Source organism: Nonomuraea terrae, assembly GCF_044465245.1.
In the GTDB taxonomy this organism is placed as follows: Bacteria; Actinomycetota; Actinomycetes; order Streptosporangiales; family Streptosporangiaceae; genus Nonomuraea; species Nonomuraea terrae.
Genome location: NZ_JBITLL010000007.1, coordinates 198,873 through 218,001, shown reverse-complemented (window position 1 = coordinate 218,001; position 19,129 = coordinate 198,873). Strand labels below are relative to the sequence as shown.

At 71.4% G+C, this 19,129-nt stretch carries 17 protein-coding genes; 9 read left to right on the top strand and 8 right to left on the bottom strand.

Features of this window, described 5'->3' with window-relative positions; all coding sequences use genetic code 11:
• The first annotated feature begins 82 nt into the window (after positions 1-82).
• The 4 genes from ACIBP6_RS35085 to ACIBP6_RS35070 are packed head-to-tail and all read left to right on the top strand — an operon-like array spanning position 83 to position 2,482.
• Positions 83-310 carry a hypothetical protein gene (locus ACIBP6_RS35085; protein WP_132615657.1) on the top strand — a complete coding sequence of 76 codons (228 nt, stop codon included), beginning with the start codon at positions 83-85 and terminating at the stop codon, positions 308-310.
• Positions 307-789: a Clp protease N-terminal domain-containing protein gene (locus tag ACIBP6_RS35080; RefSeq protein ID WP_397058110.1), complete on the top strand. Its 483-nt coding sequence runs from the start codon at positions 307-309 to the stop codon at positions 787-789. The genes ACIBP6_RS35085 and ACIBP6_RS35080 overlap by 4 nt, the downstream gene beginning before the upstream one ends.
• Positions 790-794: 5 nt before the next feature.
• A complete protein-coding gene (locus tag ACIBP6_RS35075; protein ID WP_397058109.1) occupies positions 795-1,664 on the top strand; it encodes an ABC transporter ATP-binding protein in 870 nt (289 codons plus the stop codon).
• On the top strand, positions 1,661-2,482 hold the full coding sequence (locus ACIBP6_RS35070; protein ID WP_397058108.1) for an ABC transporter permease: 822 nt from the start codon (positions 1,661-1,663) through the stop codon (positions 2,480-2,482). Before ACIBP6_RS35075 ends, ACIBP6_RS35070 begins: the two co-directional genes overlap by 4 nt.
• A 43-nt stretch (positions 2,483-2,525) precedes the next feature.
• Here ACIBP6_RS35070 and ACIBP6_RS35065 read toward each other — a convergent pair whose 3' ends face one another.
• The 4 genes from ACIBP6_RS35065 to ACIBP6_RS35050 all read right to left on the bottom strand — a co-directional run bounded on the left by ACIBP6_RS35065 (position 2,526) and on the right by ACIBP6_RS35050 (position 9,076).
• The gene (locus ACIBP6_RS35065; protein WP_397058107.1) at positions 2,526-7,400 is read right to left on the bottom strand and encodes an NAD-glutamate dehydrogenase; all 4,875 of its coding nucleotides are present in this window, start codon (positions 7,398-7,400) and stop codon (positions 2,526-2,528) included.
• Positions 7,401-7,438: 38 nt separating this feature from the next.
• Positions 7,439-8,239, bottom strand: coding sequence for a tryptophan 2,3-dioxygenase (locus ACIBP6_RS35060; protein ID WP_397058106.1), 801 nt, complete (start codon positions 8,237-8,239; stop codon positions 7,439-7,441).
• Positions 8,240-8,324: 85 nt separating this feature from the next.
• Positions 8,325-8,522: a zf-HC2 domain-containing protein gene (locus ACIBP6_RS35055; protein ID WP_132615662.1), complete on the bottom strand. Its 198-nt coding sequence runs from the start codon at positions 8,520-8,522 to the stop codon at positions 8,325-8,327.
• A complete protein-coding gene (locus ACIBP6_RS35050; RefSeq protein WP_397058105.1) occupies positions 8,522-9,076 on the bottom strand; it encodes a sigma-70 family RNA polymerase sigma factor in 555 nt (184 codons plus the stop codon). Before ACIBP6_RS35050 ends, ACIBP6_RS35055 begins: the two co-directional genes overlap by 1 nt.
• 108 nt (positions 9,077-9,184) lie before the next feature.
• Here ACIBP6_RS35050 and ACIBP6_RS35045 point away from each other — a divergent pair, with 108 nt between their 5' ends.
• Genes ACIBP6_RS35045 through ACIBP6_RS35030 form a run of 4 tightly spaced genes read left to right on the top strand, consistent with a single transcriptional unit; the run spans position 9,185 to position 13,929 of the window.
• Entirely contained in the window at positions 9,185-9,829 is a 645-nt protein-coding gene (locus tag ACIBP6_RS35045) for a DUF4142 domain-containing protein (protein ID WP_132615664.1), read from the top strand.
• Positions 9,826-11,394 carry a DUF1996 domain-containing protein gene (locus ACIBP6_RS35040; protein WP_397058104.1) on the top strand — a complete coding sequence of 523 codons (1,569 nt, stop codon included), beginning with the start codon at positions 9,826-9,828 and terminating at the stop codon, positions 11,392-11,394. The genes ACIBP6_RS35045 and ACIBP6_RS35040 overlap by 4 nt, the downstream gene beginning before the upstream one ends.
• A gap of 59 nt (positions 11,395-11,453) precedes the next feature.
• Complete coding sequence (locus ACIBP6_RS35035) at positions 11,454-12,269, top strand: ferric reductase-like transmembrane domain-containing protein (protein ID WP_397058103.1); 816 nt, start codon at positions 11,454-11,456, stop codon at positions 12,267-12,269.
• A gap of 55 nt (positions 12,270-12,324) precedes the next feature.
• Positions 12,325-13,929, top strand: a complete 1,605-nt coding sequence (locus ACIBP6_RS35030; RefSeq protein WP_397058102.1) for an NADH-ubiquinone oxidoreductase-F iron-sulfur binding region domain-containing protein — start codon at positions 12,325-12,327, stop codon at positions 13,927-13,929.
• 32 nt (positions 13,930-13,961) lie between these two features.
• On the opposite strand, the gene ACIBP6_RS35025 is transcribed toward ACIBP6_RS35030, so the two are convergent.
• The gene (locus tag ACIBP6_RS35025; RefSeq protein WP_397058101.1) at positions 13,962-14,939 is read right to left on the bottom strand and encodes a L,D-transpeptidase family protein; all 978 of its coding nucleotides are present in this window, start codon (positions 14,937-14,939) and stop codon (positions 13,962-13,964) included.
• A gap of 303 nt (positions 14,940-15,242) precedes the next feature.
• On the opposite strand from ACIBP6_RS35025, the gene ACIBP6_RS35020 reads away from it, so the two are divergent.
• The gene (locus tag ACIBP6_RS35020) at positions 15,243-15,896 is read left to right on the top strand and encodes a GNAT family N-acetyltransferase (RefSeq protein ID WP_397058100.1); all 654 of its coding nucleotides are present in this window, start codon (positions 15,243-15,245) and stop codon (positions 15,894-15,896) included.
• Here ACIBP6_RS35020 and ACIBP6_RS35015 read toward each other — a convergent pair.
• Genes ACIBP6_RS35015 through ACIBP6_RS35005 form a run of 3 tightly spaced genes read right to left on the bottom strand, consistent with a single transcriptional unit; the run spans position 15,876 to position 19,065 of the window.
• Positions 15,876-16,652 carry an ABC transporter permease gene (locus ACIBP6_RS35015; RefSeq protein WP_397058099.1) on the bottom strand — a complete coding sequence of 259 codons (777 nt, stop codon included), beginning with the start codon at positions 16,650-16,652 and terminating at the stop codon, positions 15,876-15,878. The two genes, ACIBP6_RS35020 and ACIBP6_RS35015, sit on opposite strands and share 21 nt — an antisense overlap.
• The gene (locus ACIBP6_RS35010; protein ID WP_397058098.1) at positions 16,649-18,160 is read right to left on the bottom strand and encodes an ABC transporter permease subunit; all 1,512 of its coding nucleotides are present in this window, start codon (positions 18,158-18,160) and stop codon (positions 16,649-16,651) included. Before ACIBP6_RS35010 ends, ACIBP6_RS35015 begins: the two co-directional genes overlap by 4 nt.
• Positions 18,157-19,065 (bottom strand): ABC transporter ATP-binding protein, encoded by a 909-nt coding sequence (locus tag ACIBP6_RS35005; RefSeq protein ID WP_397058097.1) that lies wholly within the window; start codon positions 19,063-19,065, stop codon positions 18,157-18,159. Before ACIBP6_RS35005 ends, ACIBP6_RS35010 begins: the two co-directional genes overlap by 4 nt.
• Between the last annotated feature and the right edge of the window lie 64 nt (positions 19,066-19,129).

Sequence of the window (19,129 nt, the reverse complement as noted above, 5' to 3'; positions counted from 1 at the left end):
ACGCATTCTTCCATCAGGGACCTCCGGGCGGCTAAGCAACTTCGGTTGACTATCTGAGATTTAGTCAACTACGGTTGCTTACATGCCGGCAGAAGAAGTTCCCCAGGATCCCGCCGACGCGCTGGCGGCCGTCGTGGCGCTGCGACGGCTGGCCGATCGGCTCGAGGACGCCGCCGTGGAGCAGGCCATGCGTTCGGGCTGGAGCTGGCCGGAGGTCGCCGAGGCGCTCGGCGTCACCCGCCAGGCGGTCCACAAGAAGCACGCCAGGCGGCTCATCGCGGCAGGTGTGACGTTGAGGAGACGACAGTGAGCAGAATCGACCACTACATCCAGGCGATCATCCTGGAAGGAGCGGCCGAGGCGCGGCAGGAGGGATCCGCCGCGACCGAGGCCCACCACCTGCTGTTGGGGATCGCCGCCCACGAGGGCACCGCCGCACAGCGCGTGCTGACCTCGGCGGGGCTCGGGCGGCAGGCCGTCAGGGACGCGCTGGACCGGGAGTTCGAGCGGAGCCTGAGCGCGGCCGGGGTGTCCCTCGCCGCCTTCGACCTCCCGCCGGCCACCCCCGACCCGACGGCGAACCCGAAGCTCGGCTCCTCGGCGCGGCTGGCGCTCGAACGCGGCTTCGCCGCCGCGAAGGGCAAACGCGACCTGCGCCCCGCCCATCTGCTGCTCGGCGTGCTCGACACCGAGATCGGCACGGTGCCCCGCGCCCTCGCGCTGGCCGGCGTCGACCGGGCCGTGCTGATGGCCCGCGTACGGGACACGCTGCCCGGAGAGGCGTGGTGACCGGCGTGATTCACGTCGACGGGCTGCGCATGCGCTACGGCACCGCCGACGTCCTGCACGACGTCACGTTCCAGGTCCGCCAGGGCGAGGTCCTCGCGCTGCTGGGGCCGAACGGCGCGGGCAAGACCACCACGATCGAGATCCTGGAGGGCTTCCGCGCCCGCTCGGGCGGCCGGGTGGAGGTGCTCGGCGCCGATCCCGCGCGCGGCGACGAGCGCTGGCGGGCCAGGATCGGGGTGGTCCTGCAGTCCTGGCGCGACCACGGCAAATGGCACGTACGGGAGTTACTCGCCCACCTGGGCACCTACTACACGGCGTATGCCACCCCGAAGATCCGGCGGCCGTGGGACGCCGACCGGCTGATCGCGGCGGTGGGCCTGACCGAGCACGCGGACAAGAAGATCAAGACGCTCTCGGGCGGGCAGCGACGCCGGCTCGATGTGGCGATCGGCCTGGTGGGCCGCCCCGAGGTGCTCTTCCTGGACGAGCCGACCGCGGCGTTCGACCCGCAGGCCAGGCACGCCTTCCACGACCTGGTACGCGGCCTGGCCGACGACGGCGACACCACCGTCCTGCTCACCACCCACGACCTGGACGAGGCCGAGAAGCTGGCCGACCGCATCCTCGTGCTGAACGGCGGGCGGATCGTCGCCGACGGCACGGCCGCCGAGCTGGCGCGGCGGATCGCCGGCGAGGACGAGGTGCGCTGGCTCGTGAACGGCCGGCGTTTCGTCCATAAGACCGCCGACTCGACCGCGTTCGCCCGTGACCTGTTCGCCCGGCACGGCGAGGACGTCCGCGAGCTCGAGATCCGAAGGGGCTCGCTGGAACGGACGTACCTGTCGCTGGTGCGCCAGGCGGAGGCGGCGTCATGACGGCGCTGCGCGCGGGCTGGACCCGCGGCCTGGTCGAGCTGCGGCAGTCGTTCACCAACGGCGCCGAGCTGTTCTCGCATCTCCTCTGGCCGGGCCTGATGGTGGCGGTGCTCTTCTTCGTCAGGGACGTCTCGTTCGGCGGGCTCCCGCTCGCCGCGCTGGCGCTGCCCGGCATCCTCGGGATGAACGCGGCGACCGGCATGATCAGCATGAGCCAGCAGCTCACCGCCGACCGGGAGGACGGCACCCTGCTGCGGGCCAAGGCGACCCCGCACGGGATGCCCGCGTACCTCGTCGGCAAGGTGGTCTCGGTGTCCGGCGGTGTCCTCGCCGATCTGGTGATCTTCCTGGTGCCCGCGATGTTCCTCGTCGAAGGGCTGCGGATCGGCTCGTGGCCCACGCTGGCCTGGGTGCTGGCGCTCGGCCTGGTCGCGACCCTGCCCGCCGGCGCGGTGCTGGGCTCGTTGTTCCCGACCGCACGCGCGCAGGGGCTGGTGCAGCTGCCGTTCATCGCCGTGATCGGGATCTCCGGCGTGTTCTATCCGCTCACCGCGCTGCCCGAATGGCTGCAGGCGATCGGCCAGGTCTTCCCGATCTACTGGATGGGGCTCGGCATGCGCTCGGCCCTGCTGCCGGACGCGGCGGTGGCCGTCGAGGTCGGCGAGTCCTGGCGGCACCTGGAGACGGCCGCCGTGCTGGGCGCCTGGGCCGCGCTCGGCCTGCTGGTGGCGCCGATCGTGCTGCGCCGGATGGCGCGGCACGAGTCCGGCTCCAGCGTCGCCGCGCGCCGCGAACGCGCCCTGCGGCGCATCGGCTGACGCCCGTGGCGGCCGCCTGGACCGGCGGCCGCCACGGCGTCGGCTACGCCTCCGTGTGGGGGAGGTTGCTGGCGGAGACCAGCGTGCGGATCGCGCGCAGGGCGACCGACAGGGTGGCCAGGTCGAAGTGGTCGCTCTCCCAGATCTCCGACAGCGTCTGCCGGGCCCGGGCGACGGCCGCCGAGTTGGCCTCCGTCCACCGCGCCAGCCGCTCCTCCGGCGGCAGCCCGGGCTTGCTGTGGACCAGCACGTCGCGGGTCAGCGAGGCGTGCGCGGCGTACAGGTCGTCGCGCAGCGCCGAGCGGGCGATCGAGTTCCACCGGTTGTCGCGCGGCAGCGCGATGACCCGTTCGCGCAGCCGGGCCAGCTGCAGCCGGTCGGCCAGGTCGAAGTAGACCTCCGCCACCTCGTTCACCGGCCGGCCCGTCACCGACGCGATCTCCACCAGGTCCAGCGTCGAGTACGCGGGCACCATGCCGGCCACCCGATCGGCCAGCTCCGGCGGCACGCCACGGGCCGCGAAGGAGTCGCGGCGCTCCTCGTACGCGACCAGGTCGGGCCCGGTGAGCAGCTTGGGCGAGTGGGCGAGCAGCCCGTCGACGCCCTTCATGAAGAAGCCCACCGAGCCGGCCAGGTCGAGCGGCGGCCGGCGGTTGACCAGCAGCCAGCGGGTGCCGCGCTCGGCCAGCTTGCGGCCCTCCAGCAGCATGGCGAGCTGGGTGGCCGTGTCGACCTGGTTGTCCAGCTCCTCGACGGACCGGTAGAAGTTCGGCAGGTCGAAGACCTCCCGAGCGACCAGGTACGCCCGCACGATGTCGGGCACCGAGGCCCCGGTCTCCTCGGCGAAGCGGAACAGGAACGTGGTGCCCGCCATGTTGACCACCTCGTTGACCACGCAGGTGGTGATGATCTCGCGGCGCAGCGGGTGGTTGTCCATGTACGCCCGGAACCGCTCGCGCAGCGCCGACGGGAAGTACGACACCAGCCACGAGGCGAGGTACGGGTCGTCCGGCAGGTCGGAGGCCAGCACCTCGGCGTCGGCCGCCAGCTTGGTGTAGGCCAGCAGCACGGAGAACTCGGGCGCCGTCAGGCCCAGCTTGGCCTGGCGGCGCTCGGCCAGCGTCTTGTCCGACGGCAGGAACTCCAGCTCCCGGTTGACCAGCCCGTCGCGTTCGAGCTTGCGCAGGTAGCGGGCGTGGATGTGGAGCATCTCGACGGCCTGCGCGCGGGCGGCGGCGAGCACCACGTTCTGGGCGTAGTTGTCGCGCAGCACCAGGTCGGCGACCTCGTCGGTCATCGAGGTGAAGAGCTGGTTGCGCTGCTTGTCGGTCAGCTCGCCGTCGCGGACGACCTGGTCGAGCAGGATCTTGATGTTCACCTCGTGGTCGGAGGTGTCCACGCCGGCCGAGTTGTCGATGAAGTCGGTGTTGACCAGGCCGCCGTTCGCCGCGAACTCGATGCGGGCGAGCTGGGTGAAGCCGAGGTTGCCGCCCTCGCCGACGACCTTGCAGCGCAGATCGGCGGCGTTGATCCGCAGCGCGTCGTTGGCCTTGTCCCCGACGTCGGCGTGGGACTCGGCGCTCGCCTTGACGTACGTGCCGATGCCGCCGTTCCACAGCAGGTCGACGGGGGCCCGCAGGATGGCGCTGATCAGGTCGTTCGGGGCCATCGAGGTGACGCCGGCCGGGATGCCGAGCGCCTCGCGCATCTGCGGGGTGATCTGGACGGACTTGGCGGTACGCGGGAACACGCCGCCGCCGGCCGAGATCAGCGCCGGGTCGTAGTCCTCCCAGGAGCTGCGCGGCAACCGGAACAGCCGCTCGCGTTCGGCGTACGAGCGGGCCGCGTCGGGGTCGGGGTCGACGAAGATGTGGCGGTGGTCGAAGGCGGCCACCAGCCGGATGTGCCGCGAGAGCAGCATGCCGTTGCCGAACACGTCGCCCGACATGTCGCCGACGCCGGCCACCGTGAAGTCGGTGGCCTGCACGTCGACGCCCATCGTGCGGAAGTGGTACTTGACCGACTCCCAGGCGCCGCGGGCGGTGATGCCCATGACCTTGTGGTCGTAGCCGATGGAGCCGCCGGAGGCGAAGGCGTCGCCCAGCCAGAAGCCGTACTCCTTGGCCACGCCGTTGGCGATGTCGGAGAAGGTCGCGGTGCCCTTGTCGGCGGCGACCACGAGGTAGGTGTCGTCGCCGTCGTGCCGGACGACGTCGGGCGGCGGCACGACCTTGCCGTCCACGAGGTTGTCGGTGACGTCGAGCAGGCCGGAGATGAACGTCCGGTAGCAGGCCACGCCCTCGGCGAGGACGTCCTCGCGGGTCCCGGAGGCGGGCGGCTGTTTGACGACAAATCCACCCTTGGACCCAGTGGGGACAATAACGGTATTTTTCACCATCTGGGCCTTGACCAGGCCGAGGATCTCCGTACGGAAGTCCTCCATCCGGTCCGACCAGCGCAACCCGCCCCGCGCCACCTTCCCGAAGCGCAGGTGCACGCCCTCGACCCGCGGCGAGTACACGAAGATCTCGTACTGCGGCCGCGGCAGCGGCAGCACGCTGATCGCCTGCGGGTCGAACTTCAGCGAGATGTACGGCTTGCGCCTGCCGCCGACGGTCTGGAAGTAGTTGGTGCGCAACGTCGCCTGGATCATCTCCAGGTACGCCCGCAGGATGCGGTCCTCGTCGAGCGAGGCCACCTCGTCCAGCGCCCCGAGGATCTCCTCGGTGACCGCCTCCACCAGGTCGGGCCGGGCCTCGTCACCGCGCCGCGGATCGAGTCTGGCCTCGAACAGCCGCACGAGCAGCCGCGCCAGCCGTACGTTGCCGAGCAGCACCCGCTCCATGTACGGCTGCGAGAACGTGCTTCCGGCCTGGCGCAGGTATTTGGCGTAGACGCGCAGGATCTCGACCTGCTCCCAGGTCAGCCCGGCGGCCAGGATGAGCGCGTTGAAGTCGTCGGCCTGGACACGCCCGTTCCACAGGGAGGTGAGCCCGTCCTGGAAGAGCTGCTTGAAGGCGTCGCGGTCCACCTCGGCCGAGGGGGTGTAGCGCAGGCCGAAGTCGTAGATCCAGGCGTTCTTGGTGCGCGGGTCGTTGTCGCGGTCGATCTCGTACGGCCGCTCGTCCACGACCTCGACGCCGAGCCGCTGGATCAGCGGGAGCGCCGCGGACAGCGAGATGGGCGAGCCGACCTTGTAGATCTTCAGCCGCCGCTCCCCCTCCACCGCGTCGTACGGCTCGTAGAGGTTGAGCTTGACCGCGTCCTCGTCGCCCTCGGAGACGAGCTGCTCCAGCCGCTGCAGGTCGATCACGGCCACCTTGGGCGGGAAGTCGGCCTTGTAGCCCTCGGGGAACGCGGCGGCGTACCGCTTGATGAGGGCGGGGGCCTCCTCCTCGGAGGTCAGCTCGGTGAGGGCGGTGGCCAGGTCGTCCTCCCAGGAGCGGGTGATCGCGGCCAGGCGCGCCTCCAGCTCCTCGACGTCCACGCCGGGGGGCGGGAGCGGCCTGCCGCGCTCGCCGCGCACGACGACGTGCAGCCGGGCCAGCACCGATTCGCCGATCATGGCGCTGTAGTCGAGCGTCTTGCCGCCCAGCGCCCTCATCAGGACCTCCTGCATCCGCAGCCGCACCTTCGTGGTGTAGCGGTCGCGCGGCAGGTAGATCAGGCAGGAGATGTAGCGGCCGTAGTCGTCGCGGCGCAGGAACAGCTTGACCTGCTTGCGCTCGCGCAGCCGCAGCACGCCCATCGCGATCGGCAGCAGCTGGTCGACCGAGGTCTGGAAGAGCTCGTCGCGCGGGAACGTCTCGAGGATCTCGATGAGGTCCTTGCCGTCGTGGCTGTCGGGCTCCAGCCCGGCCGCCTGCAGCACCCCGGCCAGCTTGCGCCGGAGCACGGGGATGCGGGAGATCGACTCGTTGTAGGCGACGTGCGTGAACAGGCCGAGGAAGCGACGCTCCCCGATCACCTCGCCCTCGGGCGAGAACAGCTTGACCCCGATGTAGTCGAGGTAGGCGGGGCGGTGGACGGTGGCCCGCGAGCTGGCCTTGGTGATGATCATCAGGTGCTTCTCGCGCGCCTTGGCCCGCACGTCGGCGGGCAGCGACGCGAAGCTCTCCGAGCCGATCTTGTCGTCGCGCAGGATGCCGAGCGCCGCCCCGGGCAGCGCGCGCAGCGTCTCGCCCTGGTCGGTGTGGTCGAGCCGGTACTCGCGGTAGCCGAGGAAGGTGAAGTGCCCGTCGGCGAGCCAGCGCAGCAGGTCGATGCTGTCCTCGACCTCCGCGGGCTCCAGCGGCGGCGGATTCATGCCCAGGTCCTCGGCGGTCTGGACGGCCAGGGCCCGCATCTTCATGAAGTCCTCGACCGCGTAGCGCACGTCGCTGAGCACGCGCAGCAGGTCGGCTTCCAGCCCCTTGAGCACGGCCGGGTCGGACTGGCGGTCGACCTCGACGTGGATCCACGACTCGACGAGCACCTGCCCGGTGACGTCCTCCTGGTCGCGGCCGAGCATCCGGCCGGTCATGTCGCGGCGCACCTTCATCTGCGGGTGGGCCACCAGGTGGGTGCCGAGGCCGTGCCGCTCGAGCTCCATGGTGACCGAGTCGACGAGGAACGGCATGTCGTCGGTCACCACCTCCACGACCGAGTGGCCGGGGTCCCAGCCGTTCTGGTCGAGGGTCGGGGTGAAGGCCCGGACCACGGCTCTGCCCTGCGGGCGGACCTCGGCGAGCTGCCTCTGGGACATCGCCGGGCCGTACACGTCGACGGGGTCGCGGTCGAGCAGGTCCTCAGGTGCGATATGCCGGTAATAGCGTCGCAGGAAGGACAGTGCCTCCTCGGTGCTCACATGATCACTGCCCACCGCGCAACTCTCGGCTGTTCGCTGAAGCAGCTCATCCTTGGCCTCGTCAAGCGGCATTTCGCTCTCACTCCTTTGTGAGGGGTTGCCATAGTGGTTCATAGCCAGGCCCTTAGTTCCCACAGCAGTGGGAAGTAGTGCAGGCGTGTCCTGTCGCGCAGGTATGGGGCACCCGTCGAGCCGCCGGTGCCCGATTTGGTGCCGATCTGGCGTTCGACCATCTGGACGTGACGCATCCGCCACAGCGCGGCGGTCTCGTCGTGCGTCAGCAGGTCTTCGGCCAGTTGCCACAGGTCGTCGTACGAGCTGCGGTCTCTCGCCACGGACAGCAGCGAGCCCATGATCTCCTCGTCGGAGACCGGCAGGCCACGCTGGTTGAGCGCGGCGAGATAGGCGTCCCACAACGTCGGCTCGTCGAGCCTGCGGCGCAGCCGGGCGAGCTCGTCCGCGCCGGCGTGCCGGAAGGTGCCGAGGTAGCGCTCGTCCTTGAGACCCGACAGGAACTCCAGCTCGCGGAACTGCACCGACTGGAAGCCGCTGGCGGGCGACAGCTTGCTGCGGAAGGCGAGGAAGTCCTGAGGCGTCATCGTCTCCAGGACCTCGACCTGCTCGACCAGCACCCGCTCGGCCGCGTGCACGCGCCGGAACAGGTGTCTGGCCCGCCACAGCTCGCCGGCGAACATGGCGTCGCGGGCCGACTCCAGCTCGTGCAGCAGCAGCTTGAACCAGAGCTCGTAGATCTGGTGGACGGTGATGAAGAGCAGCTCGTCGGGCGCCTCGGACTGCGGGCGCTGCTGGGCGAGGAGCTCAGGCAGCCGGAGATATCCGCCGTAGGACAGCCGGCCGCCTTCCTCGCCGAAACTCCGAGGAGGGCGGGGCGCATCACCGGTGACGCCCACCGAACACCTCCCCCTGACCGCCCGGTCGCGCGGAACCGGGCGCAACACCTTGACGTTCCGATACCACCCGAAAAGGACAAAGACGTCAATGTGACATTGACATCGGGGGATCGTCGTCGGAAGTGGAGGAGGCGTGCCTCAGCTCGTCGAGCTGATCGGGCAGCTCGGCGAGCGCGACCAGCTCGGCCTGGCATCGCTCGCACGTGTCGAGGTGGCGCTCGAAGGCCTCGTGGTCGTCCTCGTCGAGGACGCCGAGGACGTAGGCGGCCACCTCGTCATGCATCAGCCGGCTACCCCCTTGTCCCGCAGCAGCTCACGGAGAGCCCGGATGCCGTAGTAGAGCCGGGACTTCACCGTGCCCGGCGGGATCCCCAGAATCTCCGCCGCCTCGCTTATCGTACGGTCTCGGAGGTAGGTCTGCTCAATCACTTCGCGGTGTTCTTCGGACAGGGAACGGAGAGCGTCCGCGACGACCATCGCCGACAGAGCGCGCTCCGAACCATCGGGTACCGACATCATGTCGACTTCGGGGGGCTCGACCTCCTGCGGCCGAGCACTCCTGCGCCGACGTCCATCAATCACGATGCGGCGGGCCACGGTCAGCAGCCACGCCCATATGAGGCTTGGTTCCCATTGCAGTCTTGCCGAGTTACGCCAGGCCCTGACAATCGTCTCCTGCACGACGTCTTCAGCCCACTGAAGGTCGTTACCTGTTGATTTACGTACGTGGCGCAGCAGAGGGCCGCCGAACTCCTGGTAGAGCACCGCGATGCGGTGCTCGGCCTCGGCATCCGCACTCTCGAACCTGCCGTCGAGGTGACCTAGCACGGGGCACATCTTTACACCTTCGTTATCTCGGTGGTAGCCACTCCGATAACTCCAGTCATTTCTAACTATCTCCGGCCATAGGTGAACCCGGCCCGGGAACGCCGCGTACCTCCGATCATGCACAGGCTTTTGCGCGGCGAGTTCTTCATGCTCGGCGGCTTCGTGGCCGCCGCCGCCGTGACGATCGTGCTGGTCATGCCACCGGCGATCGATCCCGCGGCCGCTCAGTGGACGCAGACACCGTCGGGGCCGCTCACGGCCGCCGACCGCGATCTGCTCATCAAGGTGCGCCAGGCGGGCCTCTGGGAGATGCCCGTCGGCGAGTACGCCAAGACCCGCGCCGAGTCCCAGCGCGTGAAGGAGGTCGGCGCACTGATCATGAAAGAGCACATGGAGCTCGACCTGCTGACCCGCCAGGTCGCCAAGAAGCTCGGTGTGGCCCTGCCCGACGAACCCAACCCCGACCAGCAGCGCTGGATGGCCCAGCTGGCCGCGCAGCGCGGTCCCGCCTTCGACAGGGACTTCGCGAATCTGCTGCGCGCCGCGCACGGCAAGGTCTTCACCACCGTCGCCGCCGTACGGTCCGGGACCCGGAACGCGGAGATCAGGAAGTTCTCCGCGGAAGGCATCAACTACGTGATGCGCCACATGGCCTATCTGGAGTCCACCGGACTGGTCGACCACACCCAGCTGCCCGAACCCCCGACCCCCTCACCCGCTCCACCCGTCGCGATGGCGGTCGAAAAGAGGAGACACACATGAGGAGATCCAGACGCATGGCCGCGGCCGTGTCCGCGCTGGCCATGGCGGCAGGCGGGCTGGTGTCCGCGGCCGTCATCGGCGTAGGCCCGGCTCGGGCTGACATCTGCGATTCGGCCGAGGCCACCCAGTCACCTCAGCCACCTCAGGGACAGCAGCCCGACCAGAACCAGCCCGACCAGAACCAGCCCGACCAGGATCAGCCCGACCAGAACCAGCCCGACCAGGACCAGCCCGACCAGGGTCAGCCGGACCAGGATCAGGGCCGGCAGCCTGATGGGCGCGATTCCGGCCGCGGCTTCGACCGGGACGCCGACAGAGATGTCGATCGGGACTTCGATGGGCAGGCGCCCCAGGGCGGCGGGGTGGCGGTCGACCCACGCCGGTCCCCCGACGGGCCGCAGACCGAGTCCCCCGACGGCCAGGCGCCCGCGACCCAGGCGCCCGACGGCCAGAACCCGGACGGCCAGAACCCCGACGGCCAGAACCCCGACGGCCAGGACCCGGACGGCCAGAACCCCGACGGTCAGAACCCCGACGGCCAGTCCCCCGAGGTCGAGGCCCCCGGGGACGTCCCCGAGGCCGACGGGCGCCGGCGCGGCGGCGGGAATCCGACCCCCGCGCCGAGCCCGTCCCCGACCCAGGACCCCGACGGCACCCCGCAACCCTCACCCACCGCGACCGGTGGCGCCGGCGACGAATGCGCCATCGGCCCGTTCGCCGACGACTTCGTGGACATCCGCCAGGTCGCGCCCAGCCGCCTCGACGCCCGGATCGGCAGGAACGGCTCACGCGGCACGTTCGTCGCCCAGTGCGGCACCAACCAGAACGGTCACCACAACTCGGACAACTTCATCGTCGCCCCCGGCGTGAGCAACGGGGCGCACCACCTGCACGACTACGTGGGCAACCTCTCCACGGACGCGTTCTCCACCGACGAGAGCCTGGAGGCGGCGGACACGACGTGCCGGCAGGGCGACAAGTCCACGTACTTCTGGCCGGTTCTGCGGGACCGTACGTCGGACGCGAACGCCGGCGACCCGGACGGCAACGTCGGCCAGATCCTGCGGCCCCGCAGCGTGCGGCTGGAGTTCCGCGGCAACCCGGCCTCCGAGGTCGTCGCCATGCCGAGGTTCCTCAGGCTGATCACGGGAGACGCCAAGGCGGCGACGAACGGCGGCGCCCAGGCGCGCGCGGCCTGGACCTGTTCGGGATTCCAAAACCGTATATCTCCCGATAAATATCCGCTTTGCCCGCGCGGCAGTCAGGTGGTTCGTATTCTGGACTTCCCCAGCTGCTGGGACGGTCAGAACACCGACAGCGCCAACCACCGCACGCACGTGGTCTTCCCCGACCAGGGCGGTGCCTGCCCCCAGGGGACCAGGGCGATCCCGCGACTGCGCATGACCCTCACGTACTCCGTGCCGCAGGGCCGGTCGTACGCCCTGGACGCCTTCCCCGAGCAGAAGCACAACCCTGTGACCGACCACGGGGACTTCGCCAACGTGATGCCCGAACGGCTCATGCAGTCCGTCGTCTCGTGCATCAACCGGGGGCGCCGTTGCTGACCTGAGATCCGCGCCCAGCCTTCCGAGTCGCACCCTCACCCGACCTTGGAGGGAAATAGATGCTCCACAGACGACGCCCCATGCACGCCCCCACCAAGCTGGACACCAGGAATGTCCGGCTGGGGGCGAGCGCCTCGATCACGGCCGTCCTGCTGTCGGTGTTCGCACTGACCAGGACGGAACGTGGCATGGCGCTGCTCGGCCAAGGGGTGGGTTTCCTCGAGTACTACGCGGGCGTGTTCGCCCTGATGCTGCTGACCGCGACCGTCGCGCTCGGCCTGCTCACCACCGAGCGCGTCTTCCTCTCTCCAGCCAACCGGATCAGGGCGCAGCTGGCCCACCGGGCCACCGCGTTCATCGCGCTGGCGTACCTGCTCACGCACATCGCCGTCATGATCAGCTTCGGGCACGTGCCGCCGGGCGCGGCGATCGTGCCCGTCGCCGGGGTCTACGTCGGTCTCGGCGCGCTGGCCTTCGACCTGATGGTCGTGGCCGTGGTGACCGGAGTGCTCAGAGGACGGTTCGCGGTACGGAGCCGGCCGTGGATGTGGCGGATCATGCATTCCGCCGCGTACGTGGCCTGGCCCGTCGGGATCATGCATGGTCTGACCGCCGGGCGGCCGCCGGCGGGCTGGGTGGCCTGGTCGTACGTGGCCTGCATGGCGGCGGTCGGCTCCGCGCTGGTCGTGCGCGTGCTGGCCACGCTGCGCCGGCCGCCGGTCGTACCCGAGAAGGTCGAAGGACCCGCGGTGAGCTCGGCCGCCGCCGTGGGCGTGCCGTCCGAGCGGCCCGCGAAGATGCCCGTCGCGGCGGCGACGGCGAGCGCGCCCGTGAGCCTCGCGGAGGCCCGGCGCAGGTTCCGGGAGGCCGGGTGACTCCCCCGCCACACCTCACCCGTTCCCCCGAGACCCGCACGCTCAAGGAGAATCCATGATCCCGGCACGAGTGCCACGGGTCTTACGCATGGGTCCGGCCCGGCTGACCGCCGGCCTCGACCACTGCCGCCGGCTCGACCTGCCCGCCCACCGCACCCTCCACGGCGTCGTCGAGCCGCGCGAGCTGGGCGAGCTCATCTCGTACGCCAACGAGGTGGACATGCGCGGGCGGGGCGGCGCCGCCTTCCCGTTCGCGCGCAAGCTCCGGGCGGTCGCCGACGCGGCCGGCTCGGGCGGTGACTGTGTCGTGCTGGTCAACGGCGCCGAGGGCGAGCCGGCCAGCTCCAAGGACGCCATGCTGCTCACCCGCAACCCGCACCTGGTGCTGGACGGCGCGGTGCTGGCGGCCGAGGCGCTGGGCGCCCGCGAGGTGGTCGTGGCCACGGCCGGAGGCGAGGTCGCCGAGGCCTCCGTCGCCGCCGCCGTGGCCGAGCGCCGGGCCGCCAACGTCTCCGGCGGGGCCGAGAGCCGGGTGCCGATCCGGGTGGTCGGCATCAGGGAGCGGTTCATCTCCGGGGAGGGCGGCGCGCTCGTGCGCGCGGTCAACGGGGAGGAGGGCATCCCGCCGGGCAGGAAGAAGCGCGCCGCCGTCAGCGGCGTGGACGGCCTGCCGACCCTGCTGTCCAACACGGAGACGTACGCGCAGTTCGCCCTGCTCGCCGAGTACGGCCCCGAGAAGTACGCCGAGGTCGGCACCAGCAAGGAGCCGGGCACGATCCTGCTCACGGTGAGCGGCGGCGCGGCCCAGGGCGCGGTCATCGAGACGCCCACGGGCACCCTGCTGGCCGACGTGCTCGCGCTGTGCGAGGCCGAGCCCGGCGACGGAGTGCTGGTCGGCGGCTACCACGGCGCCTGGCTGTCGGCCGAGACGGCCGGGGCCGCGGTGGTCTCCCGCGAGGGCATGAAACTGGCCGGGGCCACGCTCGGGGCCGGGATCGTCGTGCCGCTCGGCGCGTCCACGTGCCCGCTGGGCGAGGCCGCGCGGGTGGCGTCGTACCTGGCGGGTGAGTCGGCGGGTCAGTGCGGCCCGTGCCGGCTCGGCCTGCCCGACGTGGCCAGGGCCATGTGCGCCCTGGCCGAGGGCACGGGCTCGGTGGACGCCGTGCGCCGGGCCGTGCGCGTGGTCGAGCGGCGCGGGGCCTGCTTCCATCCGGACGGCACGGCCAAGTTCGTGCTGTCGGCGCTGGACGCGTTCGAGAGCGAGATCGCGCTCCACCTGGAGCACGGCTCCTGCGGCCGCCCCGTACGCGGGGTGCTGCCGATGCCCGAGCGCGAGGCCGAGCCCGAGTACCGGCTGGAGGTCGACTGGTCCCGCTGCCAGGGACACGGGCTGTGCGCGCATCTGCTGCCGGAGTTCGTCGAGCTGGACGACTACGGGTTCCCCTCGTTCCGGACGATCCCCGGCTGGATGGCGAAGGAGGCGCGGCGGGCGGTGGACATGTGCCCGGCGCTGGCGCTGCGCCTCGCGCAGACCACCGGCGACGGACCCAAGCCTGTCGGCTCGCCGCTGCGGCTGGTCAAGGACCTCAGGAGGGCAGGAGAAGGGCTCACGCGGGTGGGTGGCCTCCCCCGGATCTCGCGTGCCGGAGGCACGGCGTAATCAGTCCTATGAAGTCGGAGAATTGCGCAGATTCAGCGAATTTTTCCGCGTACGTACACGGGTTCTCCGATTTGCACTATTTGGTACAGGCGCTTGGATGTCGTCATCGGGAGGCGTACGCAGCCGTGGGAGGCCGGGCGGAGCGGGACCTTCGTCGAGCCGTGCAGGGCGATGCCGCCGACGATGTAGAGCGAGTTGTACATCGAGCCCAGCGGCCCCGTCGTCCACCCTGGCGCGCGCCGGTAGACGCGGAAGTCCCCCGTCGGGGTGACGGCGTTCCCGCAGTGGCCGTTCCGGCAGTACGGAATCTGGGCGCCGGACGAGATGTGCGCGAACAGGACCGGGCGGCGGTCGCGGTAGACGGTGAGCAGCTGGGCGCCCAGGTTGACCTCCACCCGGTCCGCGGGCGCGCCCTCCACCATCGGGCGCCTGCGCAGCGGCCGTTCGAGCGCCGACCATTCCTTCGGCCCCACGGCGCCTTTGACGGGCATCCTGCGGCTCTTCTGCAGGGCCCAGACGGCGAACTTCGTCTGCTCGTCGTATCGCCCGTTGACGGGCCCGAAGTAGTAGCGCCCGGCGTGCAGACGGCGCTGCAGTTTCACCACCTCGGAGCCCCGGTCGCCCGGGTGGAGGATGAGCGGCTTGCTCTCGACCTCTTCCGCCTCGGCGTCGTCCACAAGCTCGTGCTCGGCGTCCGTACCCTCGGCCGGCACAGGGGCCTGTGCCACGGGCCGCCCATCCGGCCCGGTCACCGGGCCCCGCCGGCCGTCCGGCCCGGTCACCGGGCTCCGCCGGCCGTCCGTACGGGATCCGGGAGCCCGGCGTTCATCGATCGTGGGCAACGGGCCACGCCTCCCGTCGGCGACGGGCCACGGGCGGCGCCGTCTGTCGCCATCGGGGCCGGGGTCGCGCCGGTCGTCGGCGTTCTTCGCAGCGCCCCGCCGGCCGTGGGAGCCCGGCCGGTCGTCGGGATGGGCGAGCCATCCCGCCGTCGCAGACTGCACGTTCATGGGGGCGTTCATGGGGGCGGTCATGAGGGACGTACCGGCAGATGTCCGGGCTTCGCCCGGAACGGCGGTGAAGGGCAGGCCGCAGCCCACACCGAGACCGATAACGGCAATTCTGCGAAAGTTTATCCTCATAAATCAACGCCTACCCGGATCGCCGGAGAATCGATCTCATACACAGGTTTAGTCAAGCAAAGTCCCGGCTAATGAGCCGATCCCGCTAAATACGGGCATTTCGCTTTTATAGAGACGGTCGGCGAAAAATCCGTCGCCTCGTCGCGAAAGCGGCTGGCAGAATGAGGTGACATGCGTAACTGGCCGCTCTCCGAGCTCTCCGTCACGACCCCGCGCCTCGAGCTGCGTCACCCGTCGCTCGGCGACCTCGACGAGCTGGCCGACCGGGCCGCGGAGGGCATCCACGAGGCCGGTTTCATGCCGTTCATGGTCCCGTGGTCGGACGGCGAGCCGGCGGAGCGGGCCAGGAGCGTGCTGCAGTACCAGTTCCGCACGTGGGCGACGTTCACGCCGGACGACTGGTCGCTCGAACTCGCCGTCGTCCACGAGGGCCAGGTCGTCGGCGTTCAGGGCATGATCGGCAAGGACTTCCCCGTCACCCGCGAGGTCGAGACCGGCTCCTGGCTCGGGCGCCGCTTCCAGGGCCGCGGCATCGGCACCGAGATGCGCAGAGCCGTGCTGCACCTCGCCTTCGCGGGGCTGGGCGCGCACCACGCGGTGACGACGGCGTTCGAGGACAACCACGCCTCACTGGCGGTGACGAAGAAGCTCGGCTACCGCGAGGACGGCATCTCCCTCCACGCCCGCAAGGGCGAGCCGGTCATCACCCGCCGCTTCCGCATGCCCCGCGAAGACTGGACGGAATCCCCCGACATCAAGATCCACCGCCTCGACCGCTGCCTGCCGCTCTTCGGCCTGCCCATGTCAGGCGTCTCTGAGGCGTAGCAGCAGGCCGCCGCCGACGAGGGCCGCCGCGGCCCAGCACGCGACGACGCCCAGCCCGGCCCACGGGCCGACGGGCATGCTCGCCAGGTCCGTGGTGGCCTGGACGGCGAGCCCGGCGTTCACCGGCGAGAGCTGCCACAGGATCCGCTGCAGGTCCTCGTCCCGCACCATGAGGATGACGATCGGGAAGAGGTGGAGCAGGCCGAGCACGGCCCCGCAGGCGGCCACCTGGTCGCGCACGGCCACCGCGACACCCGTGGCCAGCAGCGCGACCAGCCCGAGATGGAGCACCGAGCCGGCGGCGGCGCGCAGCGTGGCGGCGTCGGCGAGCGACAGCGGCGGGTAGCCGTGCTCCGGTGTGAAGCCGCCGCCCGGCAGCAACAGCCGGCCCGCCAGCAGCGAGCCGAGCACCGCCGGGACGCCCGCCCCCAAGGTCAGGCCGGTGACCAGGGACGCCTTGGCGGCCAGCGTGACCGTCCTGCGCGGCATCGCGGCCAGGGTCGTCGCGACCATCCCGGTGCCGTACTCTCCGCACACCACCGCCACGGCCAGGAGCGCGACCAGCGCCTGGCCGGCCTGCACCCCGAAGAGGCTGACGCGGACGGCGTCCAGCCCGCAGCCCGGGGCCGCGCAGTCCATGACGCCGGCCGCGACGCCGCTCACGGCCACGGTCGCCACGACGACGCCGAGCAGCAGCAGGCCGGGTCCGGGAACGGTGCGCAGTTTCGTCCACTCGGCGTGCAGTTCCCGCCTCACGCGTCCCTCCGCTCCAGCCGGTACGCGGCCAGCCCGAGGGCGACGACGGCGTACGCGCACAACACGGCGAAGCCGGCCCACGGCGGCAGCGGGAAGTACCCGGCGGCGGGAACATGGTGGCCGATCACGTGGGCGTACTCGGGGATGCTCTGCTGGACGGCGAAGCCGGCGGCCGGGGTGAGACGCAGCAGCCACCGCGACACCTCGTCGGGCAGGATGGACGCGGTCGCGAGCACGTACGGGACCACGAGCGCCGTGATCGCCGCGACGACCGCCGCCGCGCCGCGCCGGAAGAGCAGCCCGAGGGCGACGGCGAGCACGGCGGCCACGGCGAGCAGGGCCGCGACGCCGACGACCACCCGGACCTCGGTGAGCGTGCCGACCGGCAGGGTGAAGACGCCATTGCCGCGCAGGATCCCCCGGGCCAGCGGAAGCGTCACGGCGGTCGCCGGCAGCGCGAACGCGAAGGTCGCCGCCCCCGCCACGACCGCTTTGGCCACCGCCGTCCGGCCGCGGCGCGGGCCGGCGAGCAGCGTGGTGCGGATCAGCCCCCGCCGGTACTCCGCCGTCGCGAACGACACCATCACCGCGACCACCACGACGAGCGCGATCAGCACACCGGTCAGCACGTGTTCGATCCTGCCGTTCGAGGTGTCCGGGGCGATGTCACCGGTCCCCGTGAGGGCGAACGTGCCGCCGTTCCCCACGAACGCGCCCGGGTGGTGCGGGTTGCCGTCGGGGCCGATCTCGACGCCGATGTCGTCGCGGCTCCACGTTCCGCCGGTGCCCGCGCCGCGCACGGTGACCTCGTCCATGGTCGCGGTGACCTCGGTGAAGCGGGAGGCCGAGGCGGATCCGCCGAGCGGGTTGCGGACCACGCGTACGTCGCCGGGTGAGGCGGCGAACAGGCCGATGCGGACCCGGTGCGCCAGTCCGGTCAGGCGGGCGGTGCCGACGGTGGTCCACCGGCGGCCGTCGGGCGACTCCTCGCCGGTGATCGTCTCGCCGGTGCGGGTGAGCCGCAGCCAGCGCGGCGCTCCCCCGGCGCTGCCGGCCACGTCCTCGGTGAAGTCGTGCTGCATGCGTACGCCGTGGGCGCCGGTGACCATGACGGCCGCGTACGCCGCGCCCTGCTTCGTGCTCTCCTTGACCATGATCCCGGCCTTCGCCCACGGCACGACGCCGGAGACGACCTTCCGGACGCCGGGGGTGGCGTCGGGCAGGCGGATCTGGCCGTTCATGGCCGTCACGCGGGCGGTGATGCCGCCGTCGCCGTCCAGGGACCGGCTGACGAAGAAGAAGCGGTCCTCCACGGCGCGGCCGTCGCGGCTGAGAGGAGGCGTCGGACACGGCACCTCGACCGGGCCCTGGCTGCAGGAGGAGTGGCCGGCAGCGGCGAAGAGCAGGCCGAGCCCCAGGACGAGCAGCGAGGACGCCGCCAGCCCCGCCGTCCAGCCGCGTACCGTCCTGAGCTTGGTCCACTCCGCCCGCAGGAGACGGGCGGTCATCGGGCCACCCCTGAGAAGCCTCCGGTGAGGTCGAGATACGCCTCTTCCAGCGTCGCCCGGTAGGCGCTCACCTCGGAGAACGGCACCCCGCACGCTCCGAGGAGCCGGACGACGTCCTCTGCGGGCGGCCCGGAGACGACGAGCGTGTCGCGCTCGCCCACGGTCACGGTGGCGCCCGCACCGGCGAGGGCCCGCGCGGCCTCGGGACGCGCCGCCGTACGCACCGTCACCCGGGCGCGGGAGGCCGTGGCGATCAGCTCGTCCACCCCGACGTCGGCGACGACGCGGCCGCGGCCGGCGACCACGAGATGCCCGGCGGTGTCCTGCAGCTCGCTCATCAGGTGGCTGGAGACCAGCACGGCCCGGCCCTCGGCGGCCAGCGACCGCAGGAACCCGCGAATCCAGACGATGCCCTCCGGGTCGAGCCCGTTGAACGGCTCGTCCAGCATGAGCACCGGCGGGTCGCCGAGCAGGGCCGCGGCGATGCCGAGCCGCCCGCGCATGCCGAGGGAGTAGCCGCCCGCCCGGCGCCGCGCCGCCGGCGCCAGGCCGACCAGGTCGAGCAGCTCGTCCACCCGCCGGGCGCCCAGGCCCTGGGAGTGCGCGAGCCACAGCAGGTGGTCCCGCCCGGATCGGCCCGGCTGCAGCGCGCCGGCGTCGAGCAGCGCGCCGACGTGGGTCAGCGGTCGCGGCAGGCTCCGGTACGGTCTCCCGCCCACCAGCGCGTGCCCCTCGTCGGGCGCGTCCAGCCCGAGGACCACTCGCATGGTCGTGGACTTGCCCGCGCCGTTCGGCCCGACGAAGCCGGTCACCCGGCCTGGCCGCACGCGGAACGTCATGCCGTCCAGCGCCGTCGTGCGGCCGTACCGCTTGCGCAGCCCGCTGACTTCGATGGTTGCTTCCATGCCCGGCGACCCTAGGCAGCGGCCTGGCCCGCGGTCGTCACGCCAGGGAGCGATCCCGGCGCGG

Bases quoted from the DNA above. Each gene is read 5' to 3' on its own strand.
- ACIBP6_RS35070 (WP_397058108.1), top strand. From the start codon at position 1,661: ATGACGGCGCTGCGCGCGGGCTGGACCCGCGGCCTGGTCGAGCTGCGG.
- ACIBP6_RS35005 (WP_397058097.1), bottom strand. From the start codon at position 19,065: ATGGAAGCAACCATCGAAGTCAGCGGGCTGCGCAAGCGGTACGGCCGC.
- ACIBP6_RS35045 (WP_132615664.1), top strand. From the start codon at position 9,185: ATGCACAGGCTTTTGCGCGGCGAGTTCTTCATGCTCGGCGGCTTCGTG.
- ACIBP6_RS35050 (WP_397058105.1), bottom strand. From the start codon at position 9,076: ATGTGCCCCGTGCTAGGTCACCTCGACGGCAGGTTCGAGAGTGCGGAT.
- ACIBP6_RS35025 (WP_397058101.1), bottom strand. From the start codon at position 14,939: ATGAACGTGCAGTCTGCGACGGCGGGATGGCTCGCCCATCCCGACGAC.
- ACIBP6_RS35055 (WP_132615662.1), bottom strand. From the start codon at position 8,522: ATGCATGACGAGGTGGCCGCCTACGTCCTCGGCGTCCTCGACGAGGAC.
- ACIBP6_RS35020 (WP_397058100.1), top strand. From the start codon at position 15,243: ATGCGTAACTGGCCGCTCTCCGAGCTCTCCGTCACGACCCCGCGCCTC.
- ACIBP6_RS35030 (WP_397058102.1), top strand. From the start codon at position 12,325: ATGATCCCGGCACGAGTGCCACGGGTCTTACGCATGGGTCCGGCCCGG.
- ACIBP6_RS35065 (WP_397058107.1), bottom strand. From the start codon at position 7,400: ATGCCGCTTGACGAGGCCAAGGATGAGCTGCTTCAGCGAACAGCCGAG.
- ACIBP6_RS35040 (WP_397058104.1), top strand. From the start codon at position 9,826: ATGAGGAGATCCAGACGCATGGCCGCGGCCGTGTCCGCGCTGGCCATG.
- ACIBP6_RS35085 (WP_132615657.1), top strand. From the start codon at position 83: ATGCCGGCAGAAGAAGTTCCCCAGGATCCCGCCGACGCGCTGGCGGCC.
- ACIBP6_RS35035 (WP_397058103.1), top strand. From the start codon at position 11,454: ATGCTCCACAGACGACGCCCCATGCACGCCCCCACCAAGCTGGACACC.
- ACIBP6_RS35010 (WP_397058098.1), bottom strand. From the start codon at position 18,160: ATGACCGCCCGTCTCCTGCGGGCGGAGTGGACCAAGCTCAGGACGGTA.